This window comes from Marinobacter sp. LV10R510-11A (assembly GCF_900215155.1).
Taxonomy (GTDB): Bacteria; Pseudomonadota; Gammaproteobacteria; order Pseudomonadales; family Oleiphilaceae; genus Marinobacter.
The window spans coordinates 2,559,756-2,573,460 of the sequence record NZ_LT907980.1 but is presented as its reverse complement, the minus strand read 5'-3'; the positions used below and the strand labels follow the sequence as shown (position 1 = coordinate 2,573,460).

The following is a 13,705-nucleotide window of genomic DNA, read 5'->3' as shown; positions in this document are numbered from 1 at the left end:
TCGCTCTGTGCAGCCTGGGCTGAACAGGCAATCAGTGCTTTGCAGTCAAGCGGCGTCTACGGTAACTCAGTACAGGCGCTCGAACTTGCGCTGTTCCCGCTGAAGCTTCTTGAGATGACGCTTAACGGCAGCGGCTGCTTTGCGTTTGCGCACGGCAGTTGGCTTTTCATAGTGCTCACGACGACGTACTTCGGAAAGTACACCTGCTTTTTCGCATGAACGCTTGAAGCGACGCAGTGCTACGTCAAACGGTTCGTTCTCTTTCAATTTAACAGCTGGCATTCGAAAATCACCTACCTGATAGATTCGGTTTCAATTTAATGCGCATCCGGCGGTGCCAGACTGGCTCGATCCCCGGCCCGATTGACTAAAACTCGACCAGTTCGTAATTTAGGGCGGCAATGATAGCGCTTGGATCCCGGCAAGGTCAATGTTTGTTCCACAAAACTGCCAGTGAGTTTAGGGTTTCTGCTAAAATGCACCTCGATTATTCATTCATGTTAACCGATGTGGCCAGGCTTTATGCTGATTCTGGGTATTGAAACGTCTTGCGATGAGACCGGCGTTGCTCTGTTTGACACAAATAAAGGGCTCTTGAGCCACGCGCTGTTCAGCCAGATCGACATGCATGCCGATTACGGTGGTGTGGTGCCAGAGCTGGCGTCCCGTGATCATGTTCGCAAACTGCTGCCGCTGTGTGATCAGGTGCTGGCTGAAGCCAAGCTTGGCCGTAAGGATATTGACGGTATTGCTTACACCGCCGGCCCGGGCCTGATTGGGGCCCTTATGGTAGGCGGCTCAGTTGCCCATGCCCTAGGGTTTGCCCTTGGCATACCCGTGCTTGGCGTGCACCACATGGAGGGCCACTTGCTGGCACCTATGTTGGAAGATAACCCGCCTGCCTTTCCATTTGTTGCTCTGCTGGTGTCTGGCGGACACACCCAGCTGGTGCGTGTGGGCGGCATTGGGGAATATGAAATGCTCGGCGAGTCTTTAGACGATGCCGCCGGTGAGGCCTTCGACAAAACCGCCAAGATGCTGGGGCTGGACTATCCCGGCGGCCCTCGAGTGGCGGCGCTGGCCGAAAAAGGTGAGTCTGGTCGCTACCGGTTCCCGCGGCCAATGACGGACCGGCCGGGCATGGATTTCAGCTTCAGTGGTTTGAAGACGTTCACTCTCAATACCGTGAATGCGGAAAAGAAATCCGCGAACGGGCTGACTGATCAAATCCGTGCGGACATTGCCCTGGCTTTTGAAACGGCTGCGGTGGATACCCTGATGATCAAGTGCCGGCGGGCGTTGGAGCACACAGGTTGCAGTCGCTTGGTGATAGCTGGAGGGGTAAGTGCTAACAAGCGGTTGCGGGCCAGCCTTGAAAAAATGGCTGAAAAACGGCGCGCCCATGTATTTTATGCCCGCCCGGAGTTTTGTACGGATAACGGAGCGATGATTGCCTACGCCGGCGCCCAGCGCATGAAGGCAGGGCAACGAGATGGCGAGCGGATTATGGCGGTGCCGAGGTGGCCGATGAATATGTTGCCACCTCTTACTGAGGCACGGCTTGCAGGGCTTATTGATTGATCTGCAGCAGTCGGCCTAAAAGCCGGTTTCTCGCCCCTGGGCGAGCCGGATTAGATTGTTCCGGTGACGCACAACAATGAGAATTGCCAACAGGCCGAACATAGGCAGGCTTTCTGGCTCTAGGAACGCGCTGATGAGAGGCCCGCTAACAATGGCTATTACAGATGCCAGTGCGGAAACTCGCCAGCGCCACAGTACCAGCAGCCACAGAGCCGCCATTGCAGCCGTGGTCGCCGGTGCTAGGGCAAGGCCTGCACCCAGGGCCGTTGCAACGCCCTTGCCACCCTTGAATCGGTAGAACGCGGGAATCATATGCCCGGTAACCGCACACAATGCGACCATTGCCTGAACCAATGCAGATAACCCTGCGTGGTGTGCCAGCCAAACGGGCAGCCAGCCCTTGGCTGCGTCCAGGGCCAGGGTGAGCACGGCGGGCAGCCAGCCACCGGTTCGGTACACGTTGGTGGCGCCTGGGTTTCCTGAGCCTTGTGCTCGAGGGTCGGGTAGCCCCATAAGTCGGCAAACCGGTAGTGCAAACAGCACCGAGCCGGCCAAATAAGCAGCCATACATAGCAGAACAGTTAGTACTGGATCACTCAGGGCCATTTTGCGAGCTCGGAGACAAAGACGTATCAGGGTAATGTGTGCGAAAATGCCGGCGCTAAATTCGCAGGCAGGTGTGGTTACAGTATCCGCAGTCTGTACGTTATTCAATCAGCAGTGAGTGGGATCTTCCCGGGAGCACCCCTTGGCAGACAGTGTTTTGATCGAAGGACTGGTTGTAGAGACCGTGGTGGGTGTATACGACTGGGAGCGTGAAGTAACCCAGGCATTGGTTGTGGATCTTGAGATGGCGTGGGATAACCGTATTCCCGGCGCGTCTGACGATGTGGCAGATGCTCTTGATTACGCAGCTGTTAGCGAGCGCACAGAACGCTGCCTGAAGGAGCTTCAGCCGAGGTTGCTTGAGCACGGTGCGGAGGTTCTGGCAGAGGTATTGCAGCGGGAGTTCGGCGTTGGCTGGCTTCGGCTTACCTTGCGCAAACCCGGAGCTGTGCCTACTGCCCGGTCTGTGGGTGTTTGCATTGAAAGGCCTGCTTTGAAGGGAGCTCGGTAATGCCAAATCAGGTTCCGGTTTATATCAGTATTGGCACTAATATCGACAGGGAGCGCTATGTTCGCGCGGCCTTGGATGCGCTGGCCGGTTGGTTTGGCGAGTTGGGCATTTCCCCGGTGTATGAAAGCGAAGCCGTAGGGTTTGACGGCTCGCCGTTTCTCAATTTAGTGGTTGGCGTGAAAACAAGCTTGTCTGTGGGCGAGCTGTCACGGCAGTTTAAGCAGCTGGAGGCGGAAAACGGCCGCCGCCCAGAAGCCCCAAAATTCAGCGCGAGAACGCTGGATCTCGATATTTTGACATACGGAGAGGCTGTAGGCCGGATGGACGGTGTGGAGCTGCCGAGAAGCGAGATTCTTAATAATGCGTTTGTACTGCGCCCTTTGGCAGATCTTGTACCTACAGTGAAGCACCCGGTGTGCCGGAAGAGTTACCTTGAGCTCTGGCAGAATTATAACACCGGCCAGAAATTGTGGCCGGTGGATTTTAACTGGCAGGGGCGAATCATTTCACAGGCGATTTGCTGAGCGGAATAACTCAATCAGGTTATTCGTAGCGCTGTCACTTGCTTCGCCCGCTGGGATCAATTCCAGTAGCCTTGGCAGAATGTCTTGGCCCAGCTGTTTGCCTAGCTCAACGCCCCATTGATCAAACGAATCAACGTCCCAGATTACGCCCTGCACAAACGTGCGATGCTCGTACAGCGCGATCAGCGCACCCACGGTTTCCGGTGTCACCTTTTTCATCATAAGCGTGTTGCTGGGCTGATTTCCGGGGATTACCTTGTGTGGCGCTAGGCGTTCAATGTCTGCCTCGCTCGCGCCACTGGCTGCCAGCTCGGCTTTGGCCTCTTCCAGACTTTTTCCAGTCATCATCGCGCGGGATTGGCCCAGACAGTTGGCGAAAAGGTCTGCGTGGTGCGTTGCAACTGGGTTATGAGTTTGCAGGGGGATGATGAAGTCTGCCGGAATCAACCGGGTACCCTGGTGGATCAGCTGATGGTAGGCGTGCTGACCGTTGGCGCCCACTCCGCCCCAGATGACAGGCCCTGAATGATACTTTAGGGCTTCGCCGTGCTGGTTTACCCGTTTGCCACTGCTTTCCATATCCAGTTGTTGCAGGTGGTCTGGCAAGCTGCGTAGGTAGTGGTCGTAAGGCAGTATGGCGTGGGTTTCCGCGCCCCAGAAGTTGTTGTACCAAACGCCTAGCATAGCCATAACAACAGGCAGGTTTTTTTCCAGCGGTGCGTCGCGGAAGTGGGTGTCCATGGCGTGGGCCCCGGCGAGCAACGCTCGGAAGTTGTTCATGCCGATGGTTAGTGCGACGGGTAGTCCGATGGCGGACCAAAGGGAATACCGCCCACCGACCCAGTCCCACATGGGGAATACGTTGTCAGGATCAATGCCAAAGCATTGGGCAGCAGCCTTATTGGCTGTTACGGCCATGAAGTGGCTGGCAACCGCCTGCTCATTCCCGCTGCGCTCGATGAACCATGTTCGGGCGACTTTGCTGTTTTCTAAGGTTTCCCGCGTGCCAAACGATTTTGACTGAACCAGGAACAGTGTGGTCTCTGGGTTTACCTTTGCGAGAGTTTCGCAGATTTCCGTGCCATCAATGTTGGCCACATAGTGGCAGCGAAGCCCGGGTGCCCGATACGGCTGCAGCGCCTCGGTCACCAGTTTAGGGCCCAGAAACGAGCCGCCGATGCCAATGCTGACCACATCGGTAAACGCCTTGCCGGTATAACCGGTGCGTGACTGGCTGAGTACCTCTTGTACGAAGGTATCCATGCGGGCCAGCGTCGCGTTTACTTCGGCGATGACATCTTGGCCATCGATGACGATGGCTTCTGTCCCGGGGTTGCGCAAGGCAGTGTGCAGTGCAGGGCGGTTCTCGGTAACGTTCACTTTCTCCCCGCGAAGCAGTGCCGTTCGGCGCTCTTCCAGCTTGCAGCTGCGAGCCAACGCTATCAGGGCCTCGAACACATCATCCGTCAGCCGGTTTCTGGAGAAATCCAGAGACAAGCCCGCACCGTCGATGAAATAACGCTTTGCCCTTTCTGGGTCGTCCGAAAAGAGGGCTTTCATAGGACTGTTTTTCAAGCTTTCCCGGTAGGCCATCAATTTTTGCCATTCGGGTGACGCTGTCAGTGCTGTGTGTGGCGGGGTCATCAGAGAGTCCTTTCCTGGTGGATTAACATAATATCTCAGCGAGTGACTGAGATATTATCAATCAGCCGGGTGGTGCCAAGTAGGGCCGCAGCCAGTAGTGTAATGCCACTGTCTTCCGGTGTGGCAGGCTTCAGGGTTTGGCTGTTGGCAATGTTGAAGTAATCCACATTTAGGCCCGCATCGCGCAGGCTGTCGCCTGCCTCTTGGGCAAGCATTTGAAAATCATCCCGTCCATCGACGATCTTCGCGGCGGTGGCTTGTAGGGCCTGGTAAATAACGGGAGCCATCTGGCGCTCTTCTTCAGAGAGATAGCCGTTACGGGAGCTTTTTGCCAAACCATCTTCTTCACGGACGGTCGGTGCGCCAATAACTTCAACCGGCATCATTAGGTCCCGCGTCATCTTACGAATGACGGCCAGTTGCTGGAAATCTTTCTCACCAAACACTGCAAAGTCGGGCTGGATCATATTGAATAGCACAGACACCACTGTTGCGACACCTTCAAAGTGTCCGGGACGGCTGGCTCCGCAATGCCCTTCACTGACTTCTGGAACGATTATGCGGGTGTGCCGGGCAAGACCGTCTGGATAGACTTCTTCGGCAGAAGGTGCATATACCAACGTGTTTCCGGCAGCGCCGAGTTTCTCTTGATCACCAACTAGGGTGCGAGGGTAGGTTTCAAGATCTTCGTTGGCACCAAACTGCATCGGGTTGACAAAAATACTGGTGATTACAATATCTGCCGCTTCGGCAGCCTTGCGAACCAGTGAAGTGTGGCCCTCATGCAGGTTCCCCATGGTGGGTACCAAGCCGATAGTTTTTTCCTGCTGGCGGTAACCGCGGAGAATGGCACGCAGTTCTTTCAGTGTATGGACGGTTCTCATGCCTTGAACGTATGCTCCTCGGCGGGGAATGTGCGCTCACGCACGGCTTTTGCGTAGGCGGTAATGGCTTCGGGAATAGAGTCGGTTTCGGCCAGGAAGTTTTTCACAAAACGTGGCTTGCGGCCTGTCGTAATGCCCAGCATGTCGTGTAGTACTAAAATTTGGCCGTCGGTATCCGAGCCTGCGCCAATGCCGATGACAGGCGCTTTAACGGCCTGGGCAATCCGGGCTGCCAGCGGTGCTGGGACACATTCCAATAGGATAACGTCAGCGCCCGCAGCTTCTAGTTCGCAGGCGTGCTTTATCATCAGTTCTGCCGCTTTCTCATCGCGCCCTTGAACCTTGTATCCGCCAAATTTGTTGACGAATTGCGGTGTCAGGCCCAAATGGGCGCACACGGGCACCGCGCGGTCGCTCAGTGCGGTGATGGTTTCTTTCATCCAGTCGGTGCCTTCCAGCTTCACCATGTGGGCGCCTGCGCGCATAAGCTCTGCGGCATTCTCCAAGGCCGCATCCACTGTGCCGTAACTCATGAAAGGCATATCTGCCATGATCAACGAACCGCGATTGCCTTTGGCCACACAGCGGGTGTGATACACGATTTGATCCATGGTAACCGGCAAGGTGCTGTCGTGGCCCTGAAGAACCATGCCGAGCGAGTCGCCAATCAGAATAACGTCTACCCCTGCTTCGCTGACTACCTGGGCAAACGTTGCGTCATAAGAGGTGAGGGCGGAGAAGGCTTCGCCCTTTTGCTTGTATTCCCGCAGGGTGTTGATGGTAACAGCCATAAAATCCTTGCCATTTGGGTAGGTGGGCCAAGACCGTGCCGAGATAACCGGCATTCAGTTGCTAAGGGTAATCCGGAGGAGGAAGCCTGCGCAACCGGTTGTCTGGGCATTGTGCCCTTAGGGTAGCAATTGCGGTGCCTTCTGGCAGCGTTAGATCGGGTTTCAGATCTAGCAGCGGCTGAAGAACAAAGTCCCGGTTAGGAAGTTCTCGGTGGGGAACGGTAAGCCGGTCGTCATTCAGCGACTGATTGCCGAATACCAGAAGGTCGAGGTCTAGGGTTCGTGGGCCCCAATGCCTGAGTCGCTCGCGCCCGTGCGCCTGCTCGATCGCTTGAAGCTGATTGAGCAGGGTGTGCGGAGCAAGCTTGGTGCTGAGCCATACCGCGCCGTTTACGAAGTCTGGCTGATCCTGTGGGCCCACAGGGCGGCTGGCGTAAAACGGCGACTGCGCGATCAGCTTGGTGTCGGGCAGCGCGGCTAGTTCAGCTACAGCCCTTGCGAGCTGGGCAGCGGGTTCTTGCAGGTTGCTGCCCAGACCAATGAAGGCGTCCGTTTTCATTAGGGCGCAGGCCGTTGAACTGGCTTACGGCGCCGGCGCTTTTTGGGTGCGTCGCTGGTGAGCTCTGAAAGCATGCGTTCCTGCCCGCGCTCATCCATGCGTTGAAATTCAGTCCACCATTCACCCAGCCCTGGTTCGATTTCACCACAGGCTTCCCGAACCAGCAGGAAGTCATAGGCTGCACGAAACCTTGGGTGGCCCATGGTTACAAAGGCCCGCTTGCCCTGACGGCGGGGCAGGCGCATCTGAAGTTCCCAGATTTCTTTCATGGGGCCTGAGAAGCGCTTGGGTATAGAGGTTGCCTGCACCTGACGCCCAATGACTTTTCCAATGGCACCGTGGAGTGCGGGTTGCACCGGCTCGCCGTTGTCTTGACGGTGGTTCCATTCTCTTTGCAGTGCGGGCCAGAGCATGGCCGCAAATAGGAAGTAAGGAGTAATGGATTTTCCTTGCGCGATACGGGCGTCGGTGTTGCGCAGGGCCTGGCGAATCAGTTCGTCAGGCTCGCCGGCCTCAATAGCCCTCACGGTTTCGGGGAATAGCGGCGCTAGTAAGTTGTAACGGGAGAGAAGCTCGTAGGTGGCTTCGCCGTGACCGGCAGAAAACAGCTTTAGAACTTCTTCAAACAGTCGCGCAGATGGAATGTGAGTCAGTAACGGCGCCAGTTCCCTGATGGGAGCTTCGGTTTTTGGCTCTATGTCAAAGCCCAGCTTGGCAGCAAAACGGACGGCACGAAGCATGCGCACCGGATCTTCCCGGTAACGGGTTTCTGGGTCGCCAATCAAACGCAGTTGCCGGTTTCGGAGATCTTCAATGCCGTTGGCAAAGTCAACGACGGTAAAATCGCGAATGCAGTAGTAAAGAGCATTGACCGTAAAATCGCGGCGCAGTGCGTCTTCTTCCTGATTGCCGTATACGTTATCTCGCAGCAATTGGCCGTGTTCACTGGTTTTGCGGTCATCATGGGCGCTGTCTTTGTCGGCATCGCTTGCGCTACCACGGAACGTGGTCACTTCAATGACCTCACGCCCAAACACGACGTGCACAATCCGAAAGCGCCGGCCTATCAGGCGGGAGTTGCGGAATAGGTCGTGCACTTCTTCTGGGGTAGCGTTGGTGGCTATGTCAAAATCCTTGGGGCGCTGGCCCAGAAGGATGTCGCGCACACCGCCGCCTACAAGGTAGGCGTCATAACCGGATTTATTGAGCCGGCTGAGAACCTTCTTGGCAGGCTCGCTAATAACCGAGCGCGAGACGTTATGCTGGTCTCTGGGGACTTCCCGTCGCTGGTAGACTCGTGCCTTTTTTTTCCCGTTTCGGGGAATGAGTGAGCGGAGCTTATCAACGGACTGCTCGAGGATGGAGGAGAATCTTTTAGGCATTGAAATCCGTGGTTGCGTTGAGCAAAACCGAGAGTTTAACGGTTTGAGCAGGATTTGCACACGTTTAACATACGCCAGATAATCAAAAGGCGGATCCGCTTTCGCGAATCCGCCCTCAAAACGTTGACGATCTGCATTGTTTTTATTTTTTGCCGGGATTTTTTTCGTTTTTGTACCCCACTGTATATCCCCAAAGCTGGGGCTTCTCAGCAGTGCAAACGGAAGGCTTTGAACACAATGAGCAGTCAAAGACATCGAGCAAGTCATTGGTAGGTGCGGTGTCACCTCAAGGGTGATTCTTTTTGCATCTCTACAACTCACACGTGCCAAGGGACTACCAAAAAAGCAAAGTACCCAAAACACTCAGTTCGCTCACGTTCTATTTTTGTTTTTGTTGCTGAACGTTTTCCCGCAGCTTTTTGTTTTTGTTGAGTCGCTGCTTTGTCACTGTTGTTTTTGTTGTTGTGCGCTTAATAGTTTGCAGTTGGTGTGCCAGTTTTTGGAATTTGTTTATTAACAGGAGGTTATGTTTTTGTAAGGGGTAAGTGTTACCCCGTACTCAATATAAGTGTTACCCGTAACAGGTAGTTTCTCTGTGAAGTGTTACCGAGAGGAACATACGGTAACAACTGAGCAAAGGTTCACACTTTTGGTTGGGTGGGTTATCGCGTTGCTTTGAAAGGGTTAGTTTCCAGAGGTTTTCTTGCGGGGAATGCCGAGGCGCTGCCGACGCTCCCAGAGAGACTTTCGGCTGATACCCAGCTTTTGGGCGAGCTCGGTTTCGCTCATGCGGTCCTGGTTTTCCAGAACAAAGTGCTGGAAGTAGTCTTCCAGGGAAAGGTCGTTGGCGCTGTCTGCACCTCGGGAGTGGCGCTGCTCATTGTTACCTTCCACGAGTGTTTCGGGAATGTATTCGTCATCACCCTCGCTGTCGAGGTCCAGCAGCGAGGGTGTGATTATGTCGCCGTCGCAGAGAATACTGGCACGCTCAATAGCATTCTCCAGTTCTCGTACGTTACCGGGCCAGCGGTACCGTTCGAGCACCCGCATGGCTTCGGGGGTGAGGCTTAGGTTAGGTTTGCCCACCTTGTTGCCTTGGGAAACCAGAAAACGCCGTGCGAGCCCCAGAATATCGCTTTGGCGTTCGCGCAGGGGCGGAATCCGTATCTGCATCACGTTCAGGCGATAGTAAAGATCTTCCCGGAATCCGCCGGTGCGGGTCATTGCTTTCAGATTTCGGTGTGTGGCGGCGATCATTCGCACGCTCACTTTCCGGCTCTGAGTTGAGCCAACCCTGCGGATCTCGCCTTCCTGAAGCACCCGCAGCAGCCTTGCCTGTGCTTCGGGCGGTAGCTCACCGATTTCATCTAAAAACAGGCTGCCGCCATCCGCAGCTTCAATCAGGCCGGTTCTTGCAGACACAGCGCCGGTAAATGCGCCTCTTTCATGGCCAAATAGCTCGGATTCTATGAGGCTTTCGGGAATGGCCGCGCAGTTTACTGAGATCAGTGGCTTTGCTGCGCGCGGGCTTAAAAGATGTAGAGCCCGGGCAACAAGCTCTTTACCGGTACCGGATTCACCCTGCACAAGTACCGTTGCTTTTGTGGGTGCTACTTTGCGTATAAGTGTGAACACCCGCTGCATGGGCTCACATTGCCCGTACATGATGCTGGCTGGGTCGCCGTTTTCTGACTGTGCGGTGTCGTCTCTTTGGTGTTCGGGGACTGATGACATAGTGCGGGCGAGAATGCCCTCCACGGCTGCCAGCATCTCATCGTGATCAAAAGGCTTGGCTATGTATTCAACCGCCCCCATTTTCATGGAGTCGACGGCAGAGCGTAGGCTGGCGTAACTGGTCATGATCAGCACCGGCGTGTTCGGCGCCCGGTTGATCAACTCCGTGCCGGCGGCACCGGGGAGGCGTAGGTCTGAAATAATCAGGTCAAACTGATCAGGTTCGTGGTGCTGCTCTGCTTCTTCCACAGAGCCGACATCTTCAACGTCATAGCCCGCATGTAACAGCAGCTTGCGAACAGCGGAGCGAATAATGTCTTCATCTTCCACGATCAGAATTCGGGGCATAACAGTCTCAGAACCTTTCGTTCGGGCGGATGGCGGAGTTGTCTGTCTCCGGCTCAAAAGCGGGTAGCTTCAGTCTGACGCAGGTGCCGAGCCCGCTTACCGGGTCTGTAGGGCTTTCAACCTGAATGTTGCCGTAGTGCTCTTCAATAATGCTGTACACCAGCGACAAACCAAGGCCGGTTCCTTTGCTGGTCGCCTTGGTGGTGTAGAAGGGCTCGAACACATGATCTAGCTGATCCACGGGTATGCCCGAGCCTTGATCAACGATCTCGATGATAGCCGAGTAGCCGTCTGCCTTGCCAGTAACCCGAACATAGCCACCCTTTGGGGAGGCATCCCGAGCATTGGCCAGCAAATTGACAAACACCTGCAAAAGCCGCTGCTCGTCGCCCAGTATTAGAAGTGTTGCAGGGCAATCATTGATGTAGTGAATGCGAAGCCCTTGGTCGCTCAGAGACAAAAGGTTTATGGATTCGTCCACGCAGCGCCGAATGCTCACAGGCTCATATAGATTGGCCTGGGAGTGATTGCCTGTGCGGGCGAAGTTCATCAGCGACTGCAGAATGGTTGATATGCGACGGGTCTGCTGCTGAATCTGGCTAGCCGTTTCCAGGATCTCTGGGTTGTCGGTTTCAAGCCTGAGGTTCTGAGCCAGCGAGGAGATGCCCGTAACCGGGTTGCCAATCTCGTGGGCAACGCCGGCGGCCAGGCGCCCAACGGACGCCAGGCGTTCACTGTGCATCAGCTCGTCTTCTAGTAACCGGGTCTCGGTTTGGTCTTCCACGAGAATAACGCTGCCCCCATCCGGGTGATCCGGGCCGCTGAGGGTAGCTTTGTGGAGGTTCAGCCAGTGGGGCCTGCCTTTTAGATCCAGCCGGTGCTTGTAACGGTGCAGGTCTTCTCCACTGTTGAAGTCATCCAGCAGGTGATGCCAGTGGTCCGGTAGCGCCATCAGCCGGGCACCGACAACATCATCAGCGGTGATGCCGGTGAGTTCTTCAATAGCCTGATTCCACATTAGGATTTCACCGTCTTCGCCAACGGAGCAGGCCGGAATGGGGAGGTTCTGAAGGGTTTGTCGGTAGTGCCGCCGCAGGTTGTCCAGTTCACCCGCCAGCCCAGTAAGGCGGTTCTGATAATCACCCAGTGCACGTTCCACGTACCGGATATCCTGGGCTGTGCCGCCCCGGGCTAAAGGTTTGAAGCCGATGTGGCGTTTTACCATATCCCGTGCGACTGCGGGCCCCAGTAATCCGGATAGGTTGACCTCAACCTGATCCCGCAGGCGCCTCAGCTGATAAGGCCGGTATTCCACGCTCGGAAGCTTTAGCTGCCCCAGTGCGCGTTCTATTTCACGCCTGGATACATCGAAGCCAAGAGGTTCGGCCAACTGGCGTACAAAGTCGGCGGAAGACCCCGCCAGCAGTTCCCGCCGCTGCGGGCGTGAAAGTGCGCCCACGGAGCAGGCTTGGGCCGCGCTGGTTTCTTCGCTGGTGCTGGTGCTGAGAACTGAAATCAGCGCGAACACCGACACGTTTGCCGTTAGGCTGACAAACGTAAATATGTGCCAGTTGCTGTAATCCGGGACCATGGGCGCGTTCAGCCAGCCCAGCAGGTTGGCGGTGTGGGAGAACGGCAGTACCAAGGTGACCAGCCAGATGACCAGCCCTGTAACCAGCCCGGCAATCAGCCCGCGTCGGTTGCCTTCGGGCCAGTAGATCACCCCTAGGGCACCAGGCAATAGCTGCAGTGTTCCCGCAAGTGAGATGGCTCCGAGAATAGACAGATCTAGGTTTTTGCCAAGAGTTTCATGGAACAGCAAGGCCAGCAAAATGATTGCGGCAATCAGCAGGCGCTTTACCCACTGCAGCCAGCGGTAAATGTCACCCTGATCTTTTGGGGTTTTAAGGGGCAGAACCACATGGTTCAGAACCATGCCGGCCAGCGCCAGTGTGCTCACGATCATCAGGCCGCTGGCGGCGGACAGCCCGGCAATGTACATGAGCAAGGTTAGTGCGGGGCTTCCCAGCGCCTGAGCAACGCCAATCGTGTAAAAGTTGGGGCCGGTGGTGACGCCTAGTGCCTGGCCTCCCCAGAGAATCAGTGGCACCGGAATGCCTAGAAATAATAGATAAAGTGGCAGTCCCCAGCTGGCTTTCGCCAGTGCTTTGGGTGATGGATTCTCGCTGAACGTCATGTGGTACATGTGCGGCAAGACCAGAGCACCGGCAAAGGACATCAGCATGAGCGCGCGCCAGCTGCCATCGTCGATACTCAGCGACATGGTCGCTATGGAGGTGGCGGCGTTGCTTTCTAGCCAGGTTTCCAAGCCGCTCATGCCGTCAAATACGCTAAAGAGAATAACGCCGCCAATAACCAGCAAGGCGATCAGCTTAACTAGGGAGTCGAAGGCAATGGCCACAACTAGGCCGGGGTGGTTGTCTGCTTCGTGGTGGCGTCGTGCGCCAAAAAGCATGGCAAATAATACAACGATCAGGCTGAACATAATGCTGATCAGGCGCGGGGAGGTGTCGGGCGCAAGAATGCTGGCGGATGTGGAAACCGCCTGTATCTGCATGCTTAGCAGAGACAATATGGCGCCGCCGGAACACAGAGTAACCAGCGTGCCTGCCCATTGGCTGCGATATCGGTAGGCGAACAAATCTGCCAGAGACGTCAGTTGGTAGGCGCGGCCAATCCGCATGATCGGGTTGAGCAGAATGGGGGCCAGCAAAAAGGCGCCACTGATCCCGAGATAGTAGGCTAGAAAGCCGTAACCGGATTCCGCAGCTAGGCCGACAGAGGCATACACAGCCCAAATTCCGGCGTAAACGCCCAAGCTGAGTGTGTAGACCAATGGGTGGCGAACCCAATGTCGGGGCAGGATGTCTCGCTCGGTTATCCAAGCAATGCCGAACAGGACACCAAGGTATAATAGGCTGGCAAATAACAGCCCGGAAGCGCTAAAACTCATTGGGATCCCGCCGCCACTCCAACCAGAACCCGATAGCAATAAGGCCTGCCCAGATCAGGAAAGGGCTGTACCAGGCGTTCCCGGGGGAAGTCCACCAGTCGAGCATGTTGGGTGAAAAGATATAAATGGCCAGAACCAGCAAAAAAACCAGTCGGTAGATATACATC

13 protein-coding genes are annotated in these 13,705 nt (G+C 55.7%); 3 read left to right on the top strand and 10 right to left on the bottom strand.

The genetic code is table 11. The features are described 5' to 3' along the window. Positions 1 to 66 precede the first annotated feature (66 nt). Positions 67 to 282, bottom strand: coding sequence for a 30S ribosomal protein S21 (rpsU, locus tag CPH80_RS12320; protein ID WP_096278179.1), 216 nt, complete (start codon positions 280 to 282; stop codon positions 67 to 69). A gap of 240 nt (positions 283 to 522) precedes the next feature. Between rpsU and tsaD the strand changes: the two genes are divergently transcribed. Beyond that, positions 523 to 1,581 (top strand): tRNA (adenosine(37)-N6)-threonylcarbamoyltransferase complex transferase subunit TsaD, encoded by a 1,059-nt coding sequence (gene tsaD, locus CPH80_RS12315; RefSeq protein ID WP_096281593.1) that lies wholly within the window; start codon positions 523 to 525, stop codon positions 1,579 to 1,581. A 15-nt stretch (positions 1,582 to 1,596) separates the two neighbouring features. On the opposite strand, the gene plsY is transcribed toward tsaD, so the two are convergent. Then, on the bottom strand, positions 1,597 to 2,187 hold the full coding sequence (gene plsY, locus CPH80_RS12310; protein ID WP_096281591.1) for a glycerol-3-phosphate 1-O-acyltransferase PlsY: 591 nt from the start codon (positions 2,185 to 2,187) through the stop codon (positions 1,597 to 1,599). Between the two features lie 142 nt (positions 2,188 to 2,329). Between plsY and folB the strand changes: the two genes are divergently transcribed. Both folB and folK (CPH80_RS12300) read left to right on the top strand, forming a co-directional pair. Then, a complete protein-coding gene (gene folB, locus CPH80_RS12305; protein WP_096278177.1) occupies positions 2,330 to 2,698 on the top strand; it encodes a dihydroneopterin aldolase in 369 nt (122 codons plus the stop codon). After that, positions 2,698 to 3,222: a 2-amino-4-hydroxy-6-hydroxymethyldihydropteridine diphosphokinase gene (folK, locus tag CPH80_RS12300; RefSeq protein ID WP_096278175.1), complete on the top strand. Its 525-nt coding sequence runs from the start codon at positions 2,698 to 2,700 to the stop codon at positions 3,220 to 3,222. Before folB ends, folK (CPH80_RS12300) begins: the two co-directional genes overlap by 1 nt. Here the strand turns inward: folK (CPH80_RS12300) and pgi are convergent. From pgi to CPH80_RS21865, 8 genes are all read right to left on the bottom strand, one after another. Further along, on the bottom strand, positions 3,205 to 4,905 hold the full coding sequence (gene pgi / locus CPH80_RS12295; RefSeq protein ID WP_413772269.1) for a glucose-6-phosphate isomerase: 1,701 nt from the start codon (positions 4,903 to 4,905) through the stop codon (positions 3,205 to 3,207). The two genes, folK (CPH80_RS12300) and pgi, sit on opposite strands and share 18 nt — an antisense overlap. Next, on the bottom strand, positions 4,902 to 5,750 hold the full coding sequence (panC, locus tag CPH80_RS12290; RefSeq protein WP_096278171.1) for a pantoate--beta-alanine ligase: 849 nt from the start codon (positions 5,748 to 5,750) through the stop codon (positions 4,902 to 4,904). The genes pgi and panC overlap by 4 nt, the downstream gene beginning before the upstream one ends. Beyond that, on the bottom strand, positions 5,747 to 6,541 hold the full coding sequence (gene panB, locus CPH80_RS12285) for a 3-methyl-2-oxobutanoate hydroxymethyltransferase (protein WP_096281589.1): 795 nt from the start codon (positions 6,539 to 6,541) through the stop codon (positions 5,747 to 5,749). Before panB ends, panC begins: the two co-directional genes overlap by 4 nt. 61 nt (positions 6,542 to 6,602) lie before the next feature. Next, on the bottom strand, positions 6,603 to 7,100 hold the full coding sequence (folK, locus tag CPH80_RS12280; protein ID WP_096278169.1) for a 2-amino-4-hydroxy-6-hydroxymethyldihydropteridine diphosphokinase: 498 nt from the start codon (positions 7,098 to 7,100) through the stop codon (positions 6,603 to 6,605). Further along, positions 7,100 to 8,482 carry a polynucleotide adenylyltransferase PcnB gene (gene pcnB / locus CPH80_RS12275; RefSeq protein ID WP_096281587.1) on the bottom strand — a complete coding sequence of 461 codons (1,383 nt, stop codon included), beginning with the start codon at positions 8,480 to 8,482 and terminating at the stop codon, positions 7,100 to 7,102. Before pcnB ends, folK (CPH80_RS12280) begins: the two co-directional genes overlap by 1 nt. Positions 8,483 to 9,166: 684 nt before the next feature. Further along, complete coding sequence (locus tag CPH80_RS12270; RefSeq protein WP_096278167.1) at positions 9,167 to 10,564, bottom strand: sigma-54-dependent transcriptional regulator; 1,398 nt, start codon at positions 10,562 to 10,564, stop codon at positions 9,167 to 9,169. A 7-nt stretch (positions 10,565 to 10,571) separates the two neighbouring features. Then, positions 10,572 to 13,538 (bottom strand): sensor histidine kinase, encoded by a 2,967-nt coding sequence (locus CPH80_RS12265; RefSeq protein ID WP_096278165.1) that lies wholly within the window; start codon positions 13,536 to 13,538, stop codon positions 10,572 to 10,574. Then, entirely contained in the window at positions 13,528 to 13,704 is a 177-nt protein-coding gene (locus tag CPH80_RS21865; protein WP_172898599.1) for a hypothetical protein, read from the bottom strand. Before CPH80_RS21865 ends, CPH80_RS12265 begins: the two co-directional genes overlap by 11 nt. Position 13,705 lies beyond the last annotated feature (1 nt).